The following is a 19830-nucleotide window of genomic DNA, read 5'->3' as shown; positions in this document are numbered from 1 at the left end:
CGATCCGGCTGACGGTCTCAGGCGTGGTGATCGGACACCTCCCGGATCAACCCGGCCACGCGCCGCATGGTGGCGTCGTCGGCCAGCGAGACGCGGAAGGCGCCGCTCAGCCCGGTCAGCGAGGTCAGCGACCGGATGCGGACGCCGCGTTCGGCCAGGCCCGCGGCGACGCGGTCGGGCAGTTCGGGGTCACCGGTGACGAAGGTGGCGAAGTTGCCGCCCGGAGCCAGGAACGTCCAGTCGGGGCGGTCGGCGAGCACGGCCGCGACGAACTCCTCGCGTATCCGCGCCAGGTCGGCCCACACGGCGCGGTACTCGTCGAGCGCGTCGAGACCCTGGCCCAGCAGGGCCAGCGCCGTACCGGAGACGGTGCTGTCGGGGCGGTACTTGAACAGCTCGGCGGCGAGGCCGGGGTGGGAGAAGACCGCCGCCAGCCGGGCGCCGGCCAGGGCGTAGGCCTTGGAGCAGGAGCGCACCACGACCAGGTTCGGGTGGTGGCGCAGCAGGGGCACGTGGGTGGTGCCGGTGAAGGCGCCGTAGCACTCGTCGACGACGAGCAGGTGCCCGTGGTGCGCGGCGAGCACCGCCAGCTCGGCCACCTCGGCGGTGTCGAGCACGAGACCGGCGGGACTGACCGGGTTGGCCAGCGCGACCACGGCCGGGGAGGGCGCGTCGGCCAGGGCGCCGGCCAGCGCGCCGAGGTCCGTGCGCGGCGGCGTGCCGACCAGGACGGGCACGCCGGTGACCGGCACCTCGCGCAGCCGGGCGTAGTACTCCCAGGCCTCGAAGGCGGGCCGGGCCACGACCAGCCCGCCGGCCGGGCGCGCGAACGCGTCGACGAGCAGCCCGATCGCGGCGTCCGAGCCCGCGGTCAGGGTGATGCCCTCCACGGGGGTGTCGTGGACCCGGGCGAGCGCGACGAGCGTCTCCGCCTGGTACGGGTAGGAGCGGGTGTCCTCCACGCGCACGCGGGCCAGCGCCCGTTCCACGAGCCGGTCGGAGCCGGGGTGGCGCAGTTCGCAGCTCTTGAGGTTGAGCGCGTCGGTCCGCAGGCGGGGCCGGGGAGCGACGGCCGCCGCGCCGGGTGCGGTGGCGAAGGCGACCGCGGGTTGCGCGGCGGCCGTCACGACACCCCGCCCGACAGCCGCCTGGGGATGTTCTTGTAGACCGAGGTCAGCCGGTCGTCCCCGCCGAAGACGAAGTCGTAGACCTCGGTGGACTCCGCGCCGAGCGGGGCGGAGGTGAGCTGGCGGTTGAACCGGCTGATCTCCAGCGGGGTCATGGCCGGCGTCATCTCGTGCAGCGGGGTGTAGACCGTGGGACGGAAGCGGGCGCCGGTGTCGCGCAGCACCTCGCGGGTGCGGGCGGCCCCGGCGGCGGTGGTGCCGGGCAGCCCGACGATGACGAACGCGTTCAGCTCGATGCCCGCGGCCTCGCACCAGCGTGCCAGCTCGCGGAAGCGTTCCTCCTCGATCCGCTTGGCGCGCGGCAGGGTGCCCTGCCCGTCGGGTTCGAGGGTCTCCAGGCCCACGGAGATGCGGACGCAGCCCGCCTCGCCCATCAGGGCGACCAGTTCCTCACTGAGGTGCGGAATGGTGGTGGCGCACTTCCACTGGGGCGACACCGGGCCCTCGATGAAGCGTTGGCACAGCTCCTTGACCCAGCGGCGGTCCAGGGTGAACGTCGGCGCGTAGAAGGCGACGTACTCGAAGGGCGCCTTCTCGTAGGAACGGCGGATGTAGTCGATCGTCGCGTCCACGCTCAGCCGTCGCTCGCGCAGCCCGAAGATGGCCGGGACCTCGCAGAAGTCGCAGTTGACGGGGCACCCGCGGGCGGCGGGCACGACCAGTTCGCGGCGGAAGGGGATGCCGCAGAACTTGTGCGCGTCGTCGGCGTAGAGGCGGTCGTAGGAGTCGTAGGGGATCTCGTCGACCTCGGGCAGCACCCACTGCTCGGCGGGCAGCGTGTCCCCGGGGCCGGTGGGCGGGTGCCAGCGGTCGCCCTCGCGTACGGTGACTCCGGGCAGGCCGGTGGTGACCGGCCCCTCGGCCAGGGCACGCGCGTAGTGGGCCACGCCGGTCTCGTAGTCGCCGGACTGCACCACGGCGTCGAGGGCGTAGCGGGCGAAGAAGCCCGGGTTCATGCTGCTGAGCCGGCCGAAGGTGATCAGGCGGGCGCCGGGGCACAGCTCCTGGGCGTAGAGCACGAACCGTTCGAAGCCGTCGACGGCGTCGAAGTCGTTCATCATCGCGATCACGTCGTAGGCGCCCTGGTAGAGCAGGTCGCCCATGGCCTTCCAGTTCAGGCCCGCCGCGCTCGCGTCGCAGGTCTCCACCTCGTGCCCCTCGGCACGCAGGTGACCCGCCGTCATGTACAGCGGGGTGTGGTGGCCCGCGTTGAAGTAGCTGGGCACGTGCGGCGGCCAGACGACCAGGATCTTCGCCACGGATGAACTCCTCGGCTGGTGGGGGCACGACGATTCTGTGCCGTCGTGCGGGTGCGGGGAAACGCGGTGTTTCTGTGGTTGGAACGCTGATTCGATCGAGTGGGTGCGAGGACCGGCTCAGATGCCGAGCAGGGCGTGCAACGGCGTGAAGTCCGGTGCCGCCGCGTCCACTTGGACGGTGTCCCAGCCCAGCTCCCGTGCGGGCGCGATGTCGTTGTGCGGGGTGTCGCCGACCATGACGCGCCGGGTGAAGTCCCCCGCGCCGACGGCCGCGAACGCCCGCGGGTCGGGTTTCTTGGGGCCGCCGTCGGCGGAGAACAGACAGGCGTCGAGGACGTCGGGCACCCCGAGTCCGGCCAGCAGCCGGCGCATCTGGTCCCCGGGCAGATAGCAGGTACTGACCATGCGGACGGTGTGACCGGCGGCGGCCGTCCGGACCATCGCCTCCGCGGCCGGGGCGCACAGGCGGAAGCGGCCGTCGTCCGGTCCCATGACGTGCCACAGGGTCCGGTCCACGGCCGCCGCGTCCGCCGGGACGCCGTGCTCGTCCAGGACGCGTGCGAGGAGCGCCCGGGACGCGGGCTGTTCGGCGGCCGGGTCGGTCAGCGCGGTCCACAGGGTGCCGATCAGGTCGTCGATCACGGCGGCCGCGGTGGCCGCGGGCAGTTCGAGGGCGGCCGCCAGCCTGCGGGCCAGCTCCGGCGCCTCGGGCATGGGCGTCAGCTCGGTGACCACGGTGCCGAAGCAGTCGAAGACGACGAGGGCGGGCATGCGGGGCCCCTTCGGAGGAGTGCGGACGGTGGGGTGGACGGTGTGCCGGTCAGGACCAGGAGACCTTGCGGTCCTCGAAGCGGAACCGGTTCAGGCCGGCGACGGTGAGCACGGCCGCGATCACGAGGAGCACCAGGCAGGGCAGGACGGCCCCGCCGAGGCCGTCCCCGTCGAGCACCGCTCCGGTGAAGCCGCGCATGGCCCAGTAGGTGGGCGTGACGTGGGCGAGGGCCTGCACCCAGCCGGGCAGCTGCTCGACCGGGGCCAGGGTGCCGCCGAGGCCCGCGAACAGCAGGGCGGCCACGTTGGAGAAGACGTTGAGCTGCATCACCGTGCGGCAGAGCGCGACCAGGACGAACCCGAAGGCGACCAGGCACAGGGCCAGGCACACGCCGACGGCGGCGATCGCCGCGTAGGAGCCGCGCACGCGCAGCCCGAACAGCAGCCCGCCGACGGAGAACAGCAGCGTCAGCTGGGCGAGCAGCACCAGCAGCGGGACGACCGCCCGTCCGGCCAGCACCTCGAAGGGGCGGGCCGGACCGGTGCGCAGCCGGTCCCAGGTGCGCCAGCCGTGTTCGCGGAAGACGCCGTAGCCGACGTCGGCGGCCAGGAAGAACGAGAAGATCACCGCGACGCCCGGCACGGCGAGCTCCGCGCCGGTGAACGGGACGCCGTCGGGCGGGGTGCCGTAGCGGGTGCTGAGGCTGCTCAGGTACAGCGGGCGCACGAAGGCCATGATGAGCAGGGGCATCACCGTCATGGTGACCAGCGGGGTCAGATCGGCGCGGTGCAGTCGCAGGTCGTGCCGGACCAGCGCCGCGACGCGCCGGACCGACCGCGGCAGGGACTCACGCATCGGCGGGGCTCCCCTCGTCGCGGTAGCGGCGGCCGGTCAGTTCGAGGAAGACCGCCTCCAGGTCGGGCCGGACCACGCGCAGCCCGGACAGCGCGGAGGTGGGGCCGAGCAGTTCCAGCAGGCGTGCCGCCGCCTCGTGCGGCCGGTCGGCCAGCACCCGCAGGCCGTCCCCGGTGGGGCGGGTGGGCCAGGGCAGGTCCAGGTCCTCGGGGACGGGGCCGTGGAAGGTCAGCTCCAGCGCGCCGCGGGCGTGCCGGTCCACCAGCGCCGACAGGGTGTCGTGGGCGATCACCCGGCCCCCGTCGAGGACGGCGACGTGGGCGTCGAGGGACTCCACCTCGGCCAGGTAGTGCGTGGAGTAGCACACGGCGACTCCGTCGGCGGCGAGCCCGCGCACCAGGTCGAGCAGGGCGGTACGGGTGCGGACGTCCACTCCGGCGGTGGATTCGTCCAGCAGCAGGACGGCGGGCCGGTGCACCAGCGCCATGGCCACGTGCAGCCGGCGCTGCTGGCCGCCGGACAGCTCGCCCGCCCGCCGGTCCAGCAGCCCGGCCAGCGCGAGCGGCTCGGCGGTCTCGGCCGTACGGTCCCGGGCGGCGCCGCGGCGCAGGCCGGCCAGCTCCGCGCAGAACATCAGGTTCTGGCGGACCGTCAGAGTGGGGTAGACGCCCAGGTCCTGCGGGGCGAAGCCGAGGGCGCGCCGGGCCGCCCGGGGCGCGTCGGCCACGTCGTGCCCGGTGATGGCGATGGTGCCCGCGTCGGGCCGTTGCAGGCCCGCCACCAGCGACATCAACGTGGACTTGCCCGCGCCGTTCTCGCCGAGGAGCGCGGTGACCCGGCCCGGTGGGATGCGCAGGTCCACCCCGCGCAGCGCGTGGACGTCGCCGTAGGACTTCGTGACGCCGACGACGTCCAGCGCGGGGCCGTCGCCGCGGCCGGCGGAGGACTTCGTCCCGCCGACGGCGAGCGGCACGTCATGGACGGACTCAGTCACCGGGCAGCGCCCAGTCGCCGGGGAGGACGCCCGGAAGGCCGAGCTTCTCCAGATGGGCGGCCCAGGTGCGGACCAGGCCGACGGCCTTGAACATCCCGGCACCGGAGCGCACGTACGGCAGGGGCTCGGGGTAGCCCAGCCGGCTCTCGGTCTCCGCCAGGTGGGCGCGCAGCTCCTCCAGCCAGGCCTCGTCGCCGTGGTCCAGGCCGCGCGCCGCCAGCGCGTCGCCCTCGGCCACCTCCTGGGGGTCCACCCCGGCGAAGGGGTCGAAGCTGGCCTGGCCCTGCGGCCAGCTCAACTCCCCGGCGGTGGCCAGGCCCCTGATGGACAGGGAGATCTGGATCAGGTCGTGCGCCATCAGCACGGCCGTCTCCGGCTGGCCGGCGGCCAGCGAGCCCTCGACGTCCTCCAGCGCGGCATGGCCCTCCAGGACAAGGCGGGCCGCGCCGTGGGCGCGGTAGCCGATGAGCCGGCGCACGTCGGGCAGGGCCGCGGCACTCACGGGGCCTCCTTCACGGCCGGGGCCACGCCCAGCCACAGCATGTCGTGGGCGAACAGGTCGCGGACCTCCGGGGGCGGGGCGTCGGCCGGCCCCGTCCACACCGCGCCGTCGCCCGGGGCGGCGGGCAGGCCGGACAGCGGGGTCTGCACCGCGCGGATGCCCCAGCGGTCGACGACGGTGCCGGTGTCGACCGGCCAGGTGGACACGCCGGGCGCCCAGTGCACCGCCGCCTCCCAGCGGCCCACCGGGCCGAGCAGGTCGTCGGCCCAGGACAGCGCGGTGTCGAGGGTGACACGGCCGGCCAGCAGCGCGGTCACCTTGGCCAGCCCGTCGGCGTCGTCCAGGGCGCGCAGCTTCTCCGGCAGCCACTTGGCGTTGAAGTACCACTGTCCCGCCTCGGTGGCGCGGGCGTGCAGGGCGTGCAGGACGGCGTCGCGGGCGCGCAGCAGCGCCAGGGCCGGGTTGGCCGGCGCGAGCCAGCGGGCGGCGGTGCGCATCCGCACCGACTCGGCCACCCACCAGCGGTGCAGCACCCGGCCGAGCCACGGTCCGCGCAGGCCGCGCTGCCAGGCGAGCCACTCGTCGCCGCCCTTGAGCGGCAGGCCGAGCGCCATCCGGCTGGTGGTGTTCAGGGAACGGCGGTGGTGGTTCCAGCCCGCGTTGTCCACCCGGTCCGGCGTGGGCCAGTCGGTGGTCGTCAGCTCCGCGGCCGCGGCCTTCGCCGGAACGGCGGCGCGCACGGTGACGTCGACGAGGGTGCCGAAACGGTGCGAGGTGATCGGCATCCGGGTGACGCGGTCGTGGTCGACCAGGACCAGCAGGTCGAGGTCGCTCTTGTGGGTGCCGAAGCCCGCCAGGACGGAGCCCGCGGCGACCGCGAGCACCGGTTCGCCGTGGCCCTGGTCGGTCTCCTCGACCAGATCGTCCAGGCCGAACGACCGGGCCGTGAGGAACGCTTCGAGCCGGGTGCGCAGGAGATCGTCCGAAGCGGACGCGGCCGAGGGGGTGGAGGGTGCGATCGACAGGACGGCCTCCCTGGGTGGTTGCTCGCGCGGCGCCGGGCGGCGCCGCGCCCCCATCCTGAACTGCCGTGCCCTGGAACGTTGTTCGGTGTTCCACTGCTCGGAACACCCGCCCCCGGCACGGGATGGGGCGTGCCTAGAGTCGGCACCACTCCGACCGTCTCCGGCCGGGAGTCGTTGAGGCAGCACCCACCACGAAGTCCGCACGCGGACTCACGTGTTGCACCGACAGCGGCCCCGCCCGGCCTGCGCGAGACGCGTTCTCGCGTCGGGGGAACGAATGACCCCGGACGCCGGACGACGGGCGCTCGCCCCGGACCGAAGCGAGAGCGTGGTGCGGGCCCGGCCGTGCCGGGCCCGCACCGCACGACCCCCTGGGAAGGAACCCGATGTCCGTCTGCGTACTCAAAGCGGTCCCCGAGGACTTCGCGGTGAGCGAGTGCCTGGGGACGGCCACCGGCCCCGCAGGCGCCGCGGACCACCAGTACCTGCTGCTCACCAAGCGCGGGTACACCACCCACCAGGCGGTCGCCGCGGTCGCCGCCCACCTGGGGGTGGAGCGCGAGGCCGTCGCCGCCGCCGGCCTGAAGGACGAGGACGGGGTCACCGAACAGACGCTGTCCCTGCGCGGGGCGGCCTCCCCCGAGCAACTGGCCGACTTCAACCGCGCGCACGCCGGCACCGACTACATGCGGCTGTCCGAGCGCGGGCACGGCGGCGCACCGGTCGTCGTCGGCGAGCTGGACGGCAACTGCTTCCGCATCGTCGCCCGCGACCTCGACACGGCCACCGCGGACGCCCTGCGCGCGGGTCCCGCCCAGCACAACATGTTCTTCGTCAACTACTACGACACCCAGCGCTTCGGCGTGCCCGGCGGCCCCAAGCAGACCCACCTGCTGGGCGGCGCGCTGATCGACGGCGACGACCGGGCCGCGTTCCGGCTGCTGCGGGAGTCCGGCTCGCCCGAGGGCGGGCAGGCACTGGCGCACGACGGGGACCCGGCGGAATTCCTCGCCGCGCTCGACCCGCGCGTGCTCGCCTTCTACCGCTGCGCCCACGCCTCGGCCGAGTGGAACGAGCGGCTGACCGAGCTGGTCGCCGACGAGGGCGGCGCGGACACGGTCGAGACCGACCGGGAGGGCCTGCGCTACGTCCTGCCGCGCACCCCCGCCGCCGCGCGTGAGGTGCTGCGCGCCGCGCCGGAGCTGGACTGCGGCCGCTACCGGTGGACGGACGGGGAGATGCGCTACACCGAGTCCCCGCGCCCCACCGTGGTGCAGACGCGAGTGCGGGTGCTCGGCGTGCGCCCCGACGACCGGTTCCCGGACCGCTGGGCCTGCACCCTGTCGTTCTTCCTGCCCTCCGGCTGCTACGCCACCATGGCCGTCACCCAGTTCTTCCAGCAGCTGGAGACGGTGTGACGCCGGCGCCTGTCGACGCGGTGAGAAGTGCCGGGGACACCCTGCGCGGCGTCCGCGAGCACATCTCGCCGAGCCTCGGCATGCTGTACGCGATCAACGGCAAGGACGCGGTGGAGGCCACCGGCGACGGCGCGCTCGTCCGCCTCTCCGACGGCCGGGACGCGGTGGACTTCGGAAGCTACGCCGTCACCCTGCTCGGCCACCGGCACCCGGCGGTCACCGCCGCGGTCGCCGCCGAACTGGGCCGCATGCCCACCTCCACCCGGGTCCTGGCCAACCCGGCCACCGCCGCGCTCGCCGACCGGCTGACCGGCTACCTCGACCCCGGCCGGCTGACCCGCGCCTGGTTCGGGCTCAACGGCTGTGACGCCGTGGAGGCCGCCCTGAAGCTGGCCCGCGCGCACACCGGCCGCACCCGCGTCGTCGCCGTCGAGGGCGCCTACCACGGCAAGTCGCTGGGCGCGCTCGCCGCCACCTGGAGCGAGCGCTACCGCGCGCCGGTGCGGAGCCTGCTGGGCGGGGTCACCCATGTGCCGGTGGACGTCGGCGCGCTGGACGCGGCCTTCGCGGACGGCGACGTCGCCGCGGTGATCTTCGAACCGGTGCAGGGGGAGGGCGGCGTGCGCCCGCTGCCGCCGGAGTTCCTCCACGCCCTGGTGGCACGGGCCCGCGAGGCGGGCGCGTTCGTCGTCGCCGACGAGATCCAGACCGGCCTGCGCCGTTGCGGCGAGCGGTCGCTGGCGGTGACGGCGGGACTGCGCCCGGACGCGGTGCTGCTGGGCAAGGCGCTCGGCGGCGGCGTCCTGCCGCTGTCGGCGATGGTGGCCACCGAGGAGTTCCACCGGCCCCTGGCCCGCGACCCGTTCCTGCACACCACGACCTTCTCCGGACACCCGCTGTGCGCGGCGGCCGGATCGGCCGCGCTCGAGGCGGTCGAGGAGCACGCCGCGGACGGCGCCGACCTGGCCGAACGGGTCGAGCGGGGGCTGGCCGACCTGTGTGCCCGCCACCCGGACCTGCTGCGCGGCGCGCGCGGACGCGGACTGCTGTGGGGCCTGGAGACGGCCTCGCCCGCCGCGGCCGGCGACCTGCTCATGGAGCTGGGGCAGCGTGGACTGCTGCTGTCGCCGTGCCTGGGCGAGCCCGAGGTGCTGCGGCTGCTTCCGCCGCTGGTCACCACCCCCGCACAGCTCGACCGGGCATGGCAGGTGCTCGACGAGGCGTCTGCCAGGATCACTCCCGATCTCGCCGTCAGCGGGACGGCGGGCTGAGCGGAGGACGACGATGAGCGAGCACGACGCACCCACCACCGGCCCCGACCGGGACGCGGACGACCTCGGCTACGAGCCGTTCGCGCTCCAGTACGACCGGGGCAGCGCGGACAACCCCTACAACACCCTCCTGGAGCGGCCCGCGCTGCGGGAGCTGCTCGGACCGGTGCGCGGACTGCGCGTACTGGAGGCCGGATGCGCGGGCGGCCGGCTCTCCGCGCGGCTGGCGGACGACGGCGCGCGGGTACTGGGCCTGGACGTCAGCCCCTCCCTGGTGGCGGCGGCCCGCGAACGGGCGGGAGACAGGGCCGAGTTCCGCGTGCACGACCTGCGCGAGCCGCTGGACTTCCTGGAGACCGGCTCGGTCGACCGGGTGGTGTCGTCGCTGACGCTGCACTACGTGGCGGACTGGGTGCCGGTGCTGACCGAGTTCCGCCGGGTGCTGGCCCCCGGCGGCCGGGTGGTGATCTCCACCCACCACCCCTTCGACGACCTCGAACTGTCCGAGGGGGGCGACTACTTCGCGGTGGAGCGGCTCACGGACACCTGGACGTCCTACGGCCCCCCGCCGATGGTGGTCCGCTTCTACCGCAGGCCGCTCGGGGACATGGTCGCCGCCGCGCACGCGGCCGGCCTCGCGGTGCGGGACCTGCGCGAACCGCGCGCGACCGAGGAGCACCGCGCCGCCTTCGGCGACAAGAAGTTCCCCGCGGTGGCCACCAGGCCGCGCTTCCTCCTGCTCGACCTGACACCGGACCCCGGAAGGTGACTCCTCCATGACATCAACCACGTCGCAAGCGCAGCCCGCGGTGGCGGCGGTGATCGGCGGGACCCGGGGGCTGGGCCACCAGCTCGCGGTCCGCTGCCGGGACGCGGGCCTGCGCACCTTCGTCTACGGGCGGTCCGTGCACGACCTGCCGCCGGAGCGCTCGCGCGGGTTCGAACCGCGTGAACTGGACCTGTGCGACGCGGACTCCGTGGCCTCGGCGGACGTGTCGCTGCCCGGTCCGGCGTACGTGTTCTGGGTGGCCGGGGCCTTCCTGAAGAAGCCCCTGGCCAAGACCGAGGACGCGGAGATCGACGGGCTGACCGACCTGCTCCTGACCGGTCCGCTCAAGCTGCTGCGGCGCATGCTGGCGGCCGCCCCGTCGAGCGTGCGGCTGGTGACGATCGCCTCGTCGTCCGGCTGGAAGCGGCGGGAGAACGAGTCCCTGTACTGCGCGCTCAAGGCCGCGCAGGCCACCGCGACCAGGGGGCTGGTGCCGGAACTGGTGGAGGCGCACCCGGCGAACCAGGTGACCCTGATCCAGCCGGGCGGCCTCGCGGTGCCCGATTTCCACACGGGACTGGAGATCGACTACGGCACGATGATGGACCCGGCGGAGGTCGCCGGGATCATCTGGGACCTCGCGCAATCCCAGCGGGAGTCCTTCCGCGAGGTGCAGATCCTCCGCTCGCGCGAACCCGGCCAGGAGGGCGTGCCGCAGGTCTCCTTCGGCCCGCGCCTTCCCGAGCCCCCGCTTTAGGCCCCGCCACCGGACTCCTTCCCTCCGGCCGGCGCACGCCGTTGTCCTCGGTGACACGACCCGGTCGGCGTCCGCCCGTCGCACCACCCCATCGTCCGAGGAGGACAACGTGCTCGACTTCACCGCCGCCCGGGACACCAGGACCGAGCCCTACCACTGGTCGACCGTCACCGGTCTGCTGCCCGCCGGCGCGCGCGCCGCGCTGCGGGAATCGGTGCCCGCGCTGGAGCACTTCACCCGCTCCGAGCGCCGCACCGGCGGTGACAAGACGTACGGCATGCATGTGCTGCCCTTGGTGCACCGCGGCGCGGAGCAGCCCGCGCTGCGCAAGGCGGGCGACGCCTGGGCCGAGTTCGCCGCGGCCGTGCAGTCGCCCGAGTACCGCCACTGGGTGCGCGAGACGGTGGGCGCGGACGTGTCGGGCGGCGCCTTCGACGTGGGGGTGTTCGTCTTCGGCGAGGGCGACTGGGTGTCCTCGCACACCGACAAGGCCGACAAGAACGCCACCCACGTGCTCTACCTCAACGAGGAGTGGGGCACGGACGACGGCGGCGAGTTCCTGGTACGCGGCACGGCGGGCGACGACGCGCCGGTGCACGCCTCCATCGTCCCCGGCGGCGGCCGGTCGGTGCTGTTCGCGCGCTCGGAGAACTCCTGGCACGCGGTCGCCCCGGTGCGTCCGTCCGCGCCCGGCCTGCGGGTGACGGTGCAGGTGGAGATGTGGCGATGAGCGGTTCCACCCTGATGCGCGACCACGCCGCCACCGACGTGTGGACGGTGTGCGGCGGCTCCCCGGCGGCGGACGCCGGTCCCGTACGGGCGGACGGGTTCAAGCACCTGCTCGTGCCGAGCCTGGCCGCCGCCTGCCTCGCCGGCGCGCCGTGGGAGTTCACCAACGTCCCCGACATCGCCGACCGGCACGCGCTGGGCGGCATCGTCTCCGCCCTCGGCGGGCGGGTCCAGCACGACGGGGACCGGATGACGGTCGACCCGCGCGGGCTGACGGGCCACGAGATACCGGCCGGGCTGTCCCAAGGCGTGCACGGCGGCATGTACCTGCTGCCTACACTGCTGGCGGCGCGCGGCCGGGTGGTGTCGGGCACGCACGGCGGGTGCAGCATCGGCGACGGCGCGGGCGGCGCCCGGCCGACGGGCCACGTGGCGCGCGTCCTGGAGGCGTTCGGCGCGACCTGCGAGGCCACCGCGGGCGGGTTCAGCGCCCGCGCGCCCCGCGGCGGACTGCGCGGCACCACCCTGGACATGGCCGACTTCGCCGACGTCGAGCCCGCCACGGGAACCCTGACCGGCCCGTACTACTCCGGCGCCACGAAGACCGCCCTGCTGGCCGCGGCCACGGCCACCGGCACCACCGAGATACGCAACCCGTACCCCAAGCTCGACGTGTACGGCCTGGTGCGGGTGCTCGCCGAAGCCGGGGTGGCGGTGGAGTCGGCCCCCGGCCGCATCGTGGTGGAGGGCGCCGGCGGGCCGCTGGGCGCCGCCCGTGTCACGGTGCCGTCCGACCTGATGGAGGTCGTCACCTTCGTCGCCCTCGCCGTGCACCTGCGCCGTCCGCTGGAACTGGCCCTGGACGGCGTCGAGGAGGTGCGCGCCGGACTGGCCCCCGAACTGCGCTACCTGAACGCGATGGGCGTGCCCCTGGAGTGGGGCCCGTCGTCCCTGCGGATCGGCGAGCCCGAGCGGCTGCGCGCCACCGACGTCCTGGCCGCCTCCCACTTCGCCTACAGCGACGCGCAGCCGCTGTTCGCGCTGATGCTGCTGGGTGCCGACGGCCCGGCCACCCTCACCGATCTGGTCTGGCACGGCGGCCGCTTCGGGTACGCCGAGGGGCTGCGCGCCCTGGGCGCCCGGCTGGACCTGCGCGGCAACCGGCTCACGACGACGCCGAGCCGGCTGCGTCCGGCCGGTACGGACCTGGTGGCGGGTGACCTGCGGGCCGCGGCCACGCTGGTGCTGGCCGCCCTGGGCACCGGTGTCCCGCAGCGCCTCGTCGGCGTCGGTCATCTGCGCCGCGGATACCAGGACTTCGCCAGCAAGCTCACCTCGCTCGGCGCCACCATCACCCCCGAGGATGCCTCGTGACCACGACCGTCGACAACGCGCCCTTCGACTACGACGCGCTGGCCCGCACCGAGCCGGCCACCGATCCGTTCCGCTGGGCGCTGGTGCGCGGCATGCTGCCCGGCGCCCTGGGGACCCGGCTGGCCGAGGAGTTCCCCACCGAGGGCTTCACCCTCACCGAACGCGCCACGGGCACGGGCGGCAAGGGCTACAGCACCCGCAACCTGAAGCTCGTCGAGCGGTCCGAGCCCGTTCCCGCCGCCCTGGAGTCGCTGACTCCGCGCTGGCGGGGCGTGATCGACGCGCTGCTGTCCCCGCGGTACCGGGCGGCGGTGGCCGCGCTGTCGGGGCGTGACCTGACCGGCTGCACCGTCGAGGCGCGCGCCGTCCGTTACGGGGCGGGCTCCTGGATCGACCCGCACACCGACCGCGCGGACAAGGCGGTGACCCAGACCTGGTACTTCAACTCCGGCTGGCTCCCGGAGTGGGGCGGTGCCCTGTGCATCCTGGCCGGGCCGAGCGGGGACGAGGTGGTGCGGCAGGTGCGGCCGGACCTGGGGGAGTCCGTGGTGCTGGTGCCCTCCGACGCGTCGTGGCACTCGGTGGCGGCCGTGACCGACGAGGCGCGTCAGGAACGGCAGACCCTGCTGGTGCACTTCGTCCGCCCGGAGGCCGCCGGATGAGCGGGGGAGGACAGACCACCGCCCAGGGCGAGTACCACCGGGAGCTGTTCCCCGCCTGGCACGACTGGGAGACCACGGTCGGCAGGATCGCCGACTTCACGGGCGAGAGCGGCCCGTCGGGACTGCTGGGACTCGACCAGATGGGCCACTTCGGCCCGCACGGCTGCGATCGTGTGGCGGACGCGGTGGCCGCGCACCGGCCCGCCGACCGGGCCGAGGAGCCCTTGCGGCTGGTCGAGCTGGGCAGCGGTTTCGGCGGCGCCCTGCGCTACCTGGTGGACGCCCTGACCGCGCGCGGCGCCGTCGTCGGCGAGGCGGTCGGAGTGGACCTGGTCCCGGAGCACTGTGAGGTCAGCGCGCGCATCACCGCTTCGCAGGGCCGCTCCAACGTCACCGAGGTGTGCGCGTCCGCCGACGCGGTGCCCCTGCCCGACGGGGAGGTGGACGCGGTGGTGGTCACCGGTTCCATGCCGCACTTCCCCGACCCCGCGGCGGTCCTGCGCGAGGCCGCACGGCTGCTCGCGGACGGGGGCGTGCTGGTGGTCACCGAGGAGGTGAGCCTGTGTGCCGCCGGAGAAGCGCCGGCTCCTGCCTTCCGGCGCTTCCATCCCGAGGGTGTGTTCTTCCTGACGGACGTGGAGGAGCGGCGCACTCAGTTCACGGCGGCGGGCCTGGACCTGGTGGCCGAGACGGACGTCTCCGAGTGGGCCGCTCAGCTGGTGGCCGAACGGCTGCGCGCCCTGCGGCTGTTCCGCGGGAGCCTGGATTCCATCCTTGGCGCCGACTCGGCGGACCGTGTGGTCGGCACCCTCGACTCCGCGCTGGCGGAGTACCGGGCCGAGCGCCTGCTGCCCCGGCTGTTCGTCGCCCGGAAGGTGTGAGACGGGTGCGGGGCGGTGCCGGTCAGGGCGCGCCCGTGCCGCTCAGCACGGTGGCTGTTCCCACGGTTCCTGCAACTGGCGCGAGATGGTGTGGGCCGCTCCCTGCGCGTGCCGGGCGGCGATCTCGGGGCGCAGGTGCGTCGTGACGCCGACCACGGTGAGGGCGGCCACCGGTGTTCCGGATCCGCCCAGGACCGGGGTGGAGACGGCGACCAGCCCGCGCGCGCCGGGCACCGTGGTGTACGGCCGGCCGTTCGCGCTTCCGGTGGGCGCGGGGGAGGCAAGCGCCTGGCGTGCCGCCGAGGCGCACACCGAGCTGTGGTCGGTGCGGCGCATGGTCTGGAGGGACGGGCTGTGCACGGCGTCCAGGTGGACGACGTTCGGGCCGTCCGCGAAGGACAGGTAGGCGCTGCCGCCGGTGGCCTCGTTGAGCCGCTGCAGACAGGGGAGCGCCGTCCGCCGCAGCAACTGGTGCTGCGGGGCGCGGGAGCCGAGCAGGAACAGGGTGTGCCCCAGCCTCAGCCCTCGCCGGCCGCGTTCCAGGAATCCCTGGTCGACCAGTTCTTTTATCAGCCGGTGCACGGTGGGTTTCGGCAGTCCGGTCCGCCGGGCGAGTTCGGACAGTTGGACCTCGTTGTCCTGAGGCCGGAACGCGTGCAGAAGTGTTAAGCCGCGGGTTAACTTGGACCGTGGGCCCTCTTCCGCCTGCGGGGTCTCGGCCGAGCGGTCTGCCGACGAAAAATCTATCACGTACACCTTCAACTTGTCGAATTGTCAGAAGATAACGAGCGACGGGATCGTAGCCGAGTTCGTCTAGTTGAATGACCAGTTCCCTGGACGGTGCCCGAAACCGTCGCCGTGGCGCAACGCCTACTTGTCGGTCACATCGGCGTGTTCCCGTACGACGCGAACGCTCTTGTTGTCGCGTTCTCGTCATATGCATCCGGACAAGTACCGGCGAATGAGGCCGATTTGGTTTGATGCGCTTCGTTGCCCGGTTTACAGCGGATCCGGTGCTTCTCCCTCTCGACCGATCCCGTCCCGGCGATCGGTGAGTTCGCGGAGCAAAACCCTCTGAGGGCAGGTGTAGCCCCGGTCCCGCGGAGCGGTGCACCGCTGGTGGGTCCGGCGCGGTTCCCGCTCCGGGGGAGGTGGGCCGGGCCCGTGTTCCGGTCATCACTGCCGCAGGGTACTGAGCGGTACGGTCATGCGTTCGCGCCCGGGGGCGGCGCGGGCGTGGCCGGATCGGCGGACGGCCCGGCCGCGGCGGCACGGGTGTGATCGTCTCCGGCGGCGCGACACCGCCCCGTAGGACGGCCCGCCGGGCCGGTCGGTCTCCGCCTTCTGTCGAGCGGCCACATGTGTGAACGTGCGGCTTCGCTTTGCCGACGCAATGTCACCCGGCGGGGCGCGCGTCAAGGAATTCCCGCAGCTGAGGAGCGGCGCGGAGAAGGCCGATACGGGCCGGAAAACGAGAGGGGCGGGATCGGATCGACGGGAATTCGTCACCGGTCGGTGATGCGGTCCGGTGCGGAGTCTCCCCGGCCCCGGATATGACGTACGCGTGAGCGCTGTGTCAGGCGGGAACGATGTTCTCGGCCATCGGGCCCTTCTGGTCCTGAACGATGTCGAACGACACCTTCAGGCCTTCGAGCAGCTCACGGAAGCCCCCGGGCGGCGATGTGGGAGCAGTGGGCGAAGGCGTCGGCGCCGTCTCCTTCGGGGATGGTGCCAGGAATATCACCCTGTGCGAATCCCGTGTCGCCGTGATGATTACCCCGTCGGAAACGAAACCCTCCGGAAACCGCACCTGCAACGGTGGTGTGCGTGGTTGTACGCGAGGGCGCCGGCGCCGAACCGGGTGCGGATGGAAAAGGAGTTCGGCCGCGCAGACGGTGACGATGCCCGTGAGCAAGAACTGCGGGACGATGCGGACGAGCCGGCTGGTCACGGCCGCCCCGAAGGTGCCCCGCTCGCCGACCCGGAAAGCGACCGGGCATGGTGGCTCCTCGGATCGGGCGGGTGACGTCTTCCGCGCCCCGCCCGATCCGCCGCTTTGTCCGCCCCTGTCACGCCACTTCCGGAACATGCTCGAAGCGGGCGGGAAACGGGCACGTCAAGGGCCGATACGGAGCCTTTGCGGGCCCCCGTGTGCAGAGTTCGTGTGGCATTCTGGGCTCCTGGCTGATCAACACCGACGCACGCGCGTGCGGTACGGAGTCGAGAGTTCTGGTGAAGTTGTGGCCTGTTCACCTCGTCGGCACCTGCGTTCATGTCCGGGGCATTCGACCGTGACACCGTTCGCCATGAGACGGTCCGTCACGGGACCCGGCCGGCGCGGCGGGGTCCACCGCGCATAACCCGCGCGGTGGTTGACGGCGGCTGACGTGGTGACGGAGCAACGGAGAAGGGCGGTGCGGGCATGACGGAACCGTTGGAGAAGCGGCTGGAGAAGGCGATGGCCGAACTCCAGGCCGCCCAGGAGGCGGTCGCGCGCACCGAGCGCGAACTGCGCCAGGCGTCGTTCGCGGTGCTCTCCTCCGACCGCGCGGTCCGCGCCACCGTGGGCCCCCAGGGAGAGCTCACCGGGATCGAGTTCCTGGAGAACAAGTACCGCGACATGTCCCCGCAGGAACTGGCCGCCAGTGTGCTGGAGGCGGCGAGCGCGGCGCGGGTGAAGATGAACCGGCACGTGATGAAGGCGATGGCGCCCTTCACCGAGCCGAGCAGCAACGTGCCGGAGCTGAAGGGCTTCGAGCTCGACTGGGAGCGGATCTTCGGCCCCGAGGTACTGGACGAGGACGACGAGGACACCGCACGCGCCGGCCGGGACACTCCCGGGTGGCGGGACGCGCTCGACGAGGACGGGGAGGACTGACGATGGGACAGCGGTACTACGTCGACCCGCACCGGATCGAGGCGCTGGCGCGGCAGTTGGAGGAGATCGGCACCCTCGCCAAGAGCATGACCGAGGAGTTCCTCGACGATCTGGCGCCGACGGTCAAGTGGCCCGGCACGAGCGGTGACTTCGCGGAGAAGGCCAAGCCGCAGGAGCAGAAGGAGCGGCAGACCACCAAGGAGACCATGATGTCCATCCGCGACGCGCTGGTGGGGATCACGGACGCCACGGTCAGCCAGGTCCGGATGATGAAGGACACCCGCGACCACAACCTCGAGGAGATCGAGCGGAGCAACAACCGCGTCGAGACCCACGGCCTGGACGGCGACGGCCCGGGCGGGCATGGCCGCCGCTGACCTCCGTACCGCCGGCCGCTCCCGCACCGTCCTGCCGGGAGCGGCCGCTCCGTCCTGCCCGCACGGCCCCCGGGGCGGCGCTCGGTGAGCATCCAGCCGTCGCCCGAGGTCAACGCGATGATCTTCATCCTCACCGGGGAGAAGCTCATCGACGCCGACGAGGACCTCGCCTTCGAGAGCAGGCGTCCCTACTCCGGGCTGGGCCGCAAGCTCGACCGGATCTCCTCCCTGATCGACAAGTCGGTCCACGACATCGCCGAGTCCATGCCGGACGACCTGGCCAAGTCGTACGCCAAGGCGATGGGCATGCTCATCGACGACGGCGGCAAGAACTACCTGCGCGAATTCGCCGAGCAGCTCGACAAGATCGCCGAGGGCCGGCGCAAGACCTCCATGGACATCATGGAGTCCAAGTGGCAGGTCATCGCCGAGGTCATCCGGCTGCTCATCGAGATCGCCATCTACCTGGCGATGTCCTTCTTCACCGGCGGCGCCTCCGCCAGCCAGATCATGATGGCGAAGCTGCGCAGCCGGTTCATGATCCTCACCACGCTCAGCCACCTCCTCCAGCGGCTGCACCTGGCGCCCTCGCTGACCGAGGCGTTCGCCGAGGCGTTCACCACCTTCGCGGTCCGGCTGGCGATGATGAACTTCGCGCCGGACGGCCGCCGTCCCGACGGCATCGACTGGAGCGACATCGGGAAGGCCGCCGCGTTCGGTGCCGCCGCGGGCGGGCTCACCAGCATTTTCGACAGCTGGGCCAGGAACATCGTCAAGAGTTACGACAACAACTTCCTCAAGGACAGCCCGGACCTCGACTTCAGGAACAACCCACCGAACCTGAAGAACGACGGTCCCGGCCCCGACCTCAAGAACAACGGCCCGGACTACAAGCCGAACCCGGACCCCACGCCGGGCCCCAACGGCCCCAACGACCGCCCCGACCCCACCCCGTACGACGGCGGTCCGAACCCCACGAACACGCCGATCACCTTCCGAAACGACCCGCTCTCCTTCCGCAACAACCCCAACCTGTGGCGGAACAACCAGATCTGGCGCAACAACGCCGACCGGCCGGGCGCGCTGGCCGGGCACTACGGGCTCAAGGGAACGGCCGACTTCCTCGCCGCCGGCGCCGGCGAGGCGCTCGCCGAGGTCCTCATCAAGGGTGCCTTCGACAACGACTGGTCCACCAGCTGGTCCACCTTCGTCGGCGCGGGCCTCAGCAGCCAGGTCGAGGCCACGCTCACCGACACGGCCATCAACAGCGCCGCGGAACTGCGTCACGCCATCGACAACCTGCGTAACCGGCCACTCACCGTCTCCGGCGGCGGCACCGATGCCGACACGCGGGACTCCGCCGGCGCCCCGGGCTCGCGCGACACCGGTGCGGACGGCGACGGCGCCGACCGCACCGGCGGCCCCTCGGGTACGGGTCTCACGGGCGCCGGTCTGACGGGCGGCAACGGCTCGTCCCTCGCCCCGCCCCCGCCCGTCACCGCCCAGAACACGGGCCCCCAGGGGGACTTCACCGGCAGCGAGGCGCCTCCGCCGTACGCCGCGGAGAACCCGCCGCCGTACTCGACGCCGGAACCGCCGCCGTACACCCCGGGCACGCTGCCCGTGACCGCCGCCGAGAACGCGCTGTGGCAGCAGGTCCACAACGGTTCCGCCGAGGTCCGCGAGCAGGCCCTGCGTGACATCGCCGCCCTGCGCGGCTCCCCGCTGCCCGCCGGCGCCGAGGTCGGTGTCCGCGACGGCCTGCACAGCAGCCTGTCCCAGCTGCCCGAGGTGCGGGTGGTGCCGGCCGGGAACGGCCCCGCCGCCGAGATCGACGCCGACGAGGTCCGCCGCGCCCTCGACGGCTTCGGCACGCCGGTCACCGTGGACACTCCGCTCACGGGGTCGTCGGGGTCGTCGGGTGGTGCGGGGCTCGGGTCGTCGGGTGGTGCGGGGCTGGGGTCGTCGGGTGGTGCGGGGCTGGGGACGTCCGGCGGTGCCGGGCTCGGTGCGTCGGGTGGCTCGGTCGGCGACGACGGGTCGGTGGACACGGCCGACTTCACCGGCGGTTCCTCGGGAGACGTCGCCGGGCAGGACGACGGGCAGACGTCGCCGACGCC

19 protein-coding genes and 1 pseudogene (1 of these 20 only partly in view) are annotated in these 19830 nt (G+C 73.3%); 11 read left to right on the top strand and 9 right to left on the bottom strand.

Annotated features, from left to right (window positions below; all coding sequences use genetic code 11):
- Nucleotides 1–17 precede the first annotated feature (17 nt).
- From FHX78_RS07780 to FHX78_RS07750, 7 genes are all read right to left on the bottom strand, one after another.
- A complete protein-coding gene (locus tag FHX78_RS07780; RefSeq protein ID WP_167531712.1) occupies nt 18–1127 on the bottom strand; it encodes an aminotransferase class I/II-fold pyridoxal phosphate-dependent enzyme in 1110 nt (369 codons plus the stop codon).
- Nucleotides 1124–2446 carry a B12-binding domain-containing radical SAM protein gene (locus FHX78_RS07775; protein ID WP_145866720.1) on the bottom strand — a complete coding sequence of 441 codons (1323 nt, stop codon included), beginning with the start codon at nt 2444–2446 and terminating at the stop codon, nt 1124–1126. Before FHX78_RS07775 ends, FHX78_RS07780 begins: the two co-directional genes overlap by 4 nt.
- A 117-nt stretch (nt 2447–2563) precedes the next feature.
- Nucleotides 2564–3217 (bottom strand): HAD family hydrolase, encoded by a 654-nt coding sequence (locus tag FHX78_RS07770; protein WP_145866719.1) that lies wholly within the window; start codon nt 3215–3217, stop codon nt 2564–2566.
- Between the two features lie 49 nt (nt 3218–3266).
- The gene (locus FHX78_RS07765; RefSeq protein ID WP_145866718.1) at nt 3267–4073 is read right to left on the bottom strand and encodes an ABC transporter permease; all 807 of its coding nucleotides are present in this window, start codon (nt 4071–4073) and stop codon (nt 3267–3269) included.
- Entirely contained in the window at nt 4066–5067 is a 1002-nt protein-coding gene (locus FHX78_RS07760; RefSeq protein ID WP_229924165.1) for an ABC transporter ATP-binding protein, read from the bottom strand. Before FHX78_RS07760 ends, FHX78_RS07765 begins: the two co-directional genes overlap by 8 nt.
- The gene (locus tag FHX78_RS07755; RefSeq protein ID WP_145866717.1) at nt 5060–5569 is read right to left on the bottom strand and encodes a hypothetical protein; all 510 of its coding nucleotides are present in this window, start codon (nt 5567–5569) and stop codon (nt 5060–5062) included. Before FHX78_RS07755 ends, FHX78_RS07760 begins: the two co-directional genes overlap by 8 nt.
- On the bottom strand, nt 5566–6648 hold the full coding sequence (locus tag FHX78_RS07750) for a hypothetical protein (protein ID WP_189908733.1): 1083 nt from the start codon (nt 6646–6648) through the stop codon (nt 5566–5568). The genes FHX78_RS07755 and FHX78_RS07750 overlap by 4 nt, the downstream gene beginning before the upstream one ends.
- 332 nt (nt 6649–6980) lie before the next feature.
- On the opposite strand from FHX78_RS07750, the gene truD reads away from it, so the two are divergent.
- From truD to FHX78_RS07710, 8 genes are all read left to right on the top strand, one after another.
- On the top strand, nt 6981–8012 hold the full coding sequence (truD, locus tag FHX78_RS07745; RefSeq protein ID WP_145866716.1) for a tRNA pseudouridine(13) synthase TruD: 1032 nt from the start codon (nt 6981–6983) through the stop codon (nt 8010–8012).
- On the top strand, nt 8009–9283 hold the full coding sequence (locus FHX78_RS07740) for an aspartate aminotransferase family protein (RefSeq protein ID WP_229924166.1): 1275 nt from the start codon (nt 8009–8011) through the stop codon (nt 9281–9283). The genes truD and FHX78_RS07740 overlap by 4 nt, the downstream gene beginning before the upstream one ends.
- Before the next feature lie 13 nt (nt 9284–9296).
- Nucleotides 9297–10052: a class I SAM-dependent methyltransferase gene (locus FHX78_RS07735; RefSeq protein ID WP_145866715.1), complete on the top strand. Its 756-nt coding sequence runs from the start codon at nt 9297–9299 to the stop codon at nt 10050–10052.
- A gap of 7 nt (nt 10053–10059) precedes the next feature.
- Nucleotides 10060–10809 (top strand): SDR family NAD(P)-dependent oxidoreductase, encoded by a 750-nt coding sequence (locus FHX78_RS07730; RefSeq protein ID WP_145866714.1) that lies wholly within the window; start codon nt 10060–10062, stop codon nt 10807–10809.
- Nucleotides 10810–10918: 109 nt separating this feature from the next.
- On the top strand, nt 10919–11539 hold the full coding sequence (locus tag FHX78_RS07725) for a 2OG-Fe(II) oxygenase (protein ID WP_145866713.1): 621 nt from the start codon (nt 10919–10921) through the stop codon (nt 11537–11539).
- Nucleotides 11536–12912, top strand: a complete 1377-nt coding sequence (locus FHX78_RS07720; RefSeq protein ID WP_145866712.1) for a hypothetical protein — start codon at nt 11536–11538, stop codon at nt 12910–12912. Before FHX78_RS07725 ends, FHX78_RS07720 begins: the two co-directional genes overlap by 4 nt.
- The gene (locus tag FHX78_RS07715) at nt 12909–13574 is read left to right on the top strand and encodes a 2OG-Fe(II) oxygenase (protein ID WP_145866711.1); all 666 of its coding nucleotides are present in this window, start codon (nt 12909–12911) and stop codon (nt 13572–13574) included. The genes FHX78_RS07720 and FHX78_RS07715 overlap by 4 nt, the downstream gene beginning before the upstream one ends.
- Nucleotides 13571–14455 carry a class I SAM-dependent methyltransferase gene (locus tag FHX78_RS07710; protein WP_145866710.1) on the top strand — a complete coding sequence of 295 codons (885 nt, stop codon included), beginning with the start codon at nt 13571–13573 and terminating at the stop codon, nt 14453–14455. The genes FHX78_RS07715 and FHX78_RS07710 overlap by 4 nt, the downstream gene beginning before the upstream one ends.
- Nucleotides 14456–14497: 42 nt before the next feature.
- On the opposite strand, the gene FHX78_RS07705 is transcribed toward FHX78_RS07710, so the two are convergent.
- Together FHX78_RS07705 and FHX78_RS07700 are read right to left on the bottom strand one after the other, a co-directional pair.
- Nucleotides 14498–15205, bottom strand: coding sequence for an IclR family transcriptional regulator (locus FHX78_RS07705; RefSeq protein ID WP_268257235.1), 708 nt, complete (start codon nt 15203–15205; stop codon nt 14498–14500).
- Between the two features lie 826 nt (nt 15206–16031).
- A pseudogene (locus FHX78_RS07700) lies at nt 16032–16194 on the bottom strand (cold shock domain-containing protein).
- Nucleotides 16195–16877: 683 nt separating this feature from the next.
- Between FHX78_RS07700 and FHX78_RS07695 the strand changes: the two are divergent.
- The 3 genes from FHX78_RS07695 to FHX78_RS07680 all read left to right on the top strand — a co-directional run.
- On the top strand, nt 16878–17333 hold the full coding sequence (locus tag FHX78_RS07695) for a YbaB/EbfC family nucleoid-associated protein (RefSeq protein WP_145866708.1): 456 nt from the start codon (nt 16878–16880) through the stop codon (nt 17331–17333).
- 2 nt (nt 17334–17335) lie between these two features.
- A complete protein-coding gene (locus tag FHX78_RS07690; protein ID WP_145866707.1) occupies nt 17336–17710 on the top strand; it encodes a hypothetical protein in 375 nt (124 codons plus the stop codon).
- Nucleotides 17711–17794: 84 nt separating this feature from the next.
- Nucleotides 17795–19830, top strand: partial view of a lonely Cys domain-containing protein gene (locus tag FHX78_RS07680; RefSeq protein ID WP_167531711.1) — the 5' end (the start) only. The gene runs 37480 nt beyond the window's last position; only the first 2036 of its 39516 coding nucleotides appear in the window; the start codon lies at nt 17795–17797; its stop codon lies beyond the right edge, outside the window.

The organism is Streptomyces capillispiralis (genome assembly GCF_007829875.1).
GTDB lineage: Bacteria > Actinomycetota > Actinomycetes > Streptomycetales > Streptomycetaceae > Streptomyces > Streptomyces capillispiralis.
The sequence above is the reverse complement of the archived record's forward strand: the minus strand, read 5'-3'. Positions and strand labels throughout refer to the sequence as shown.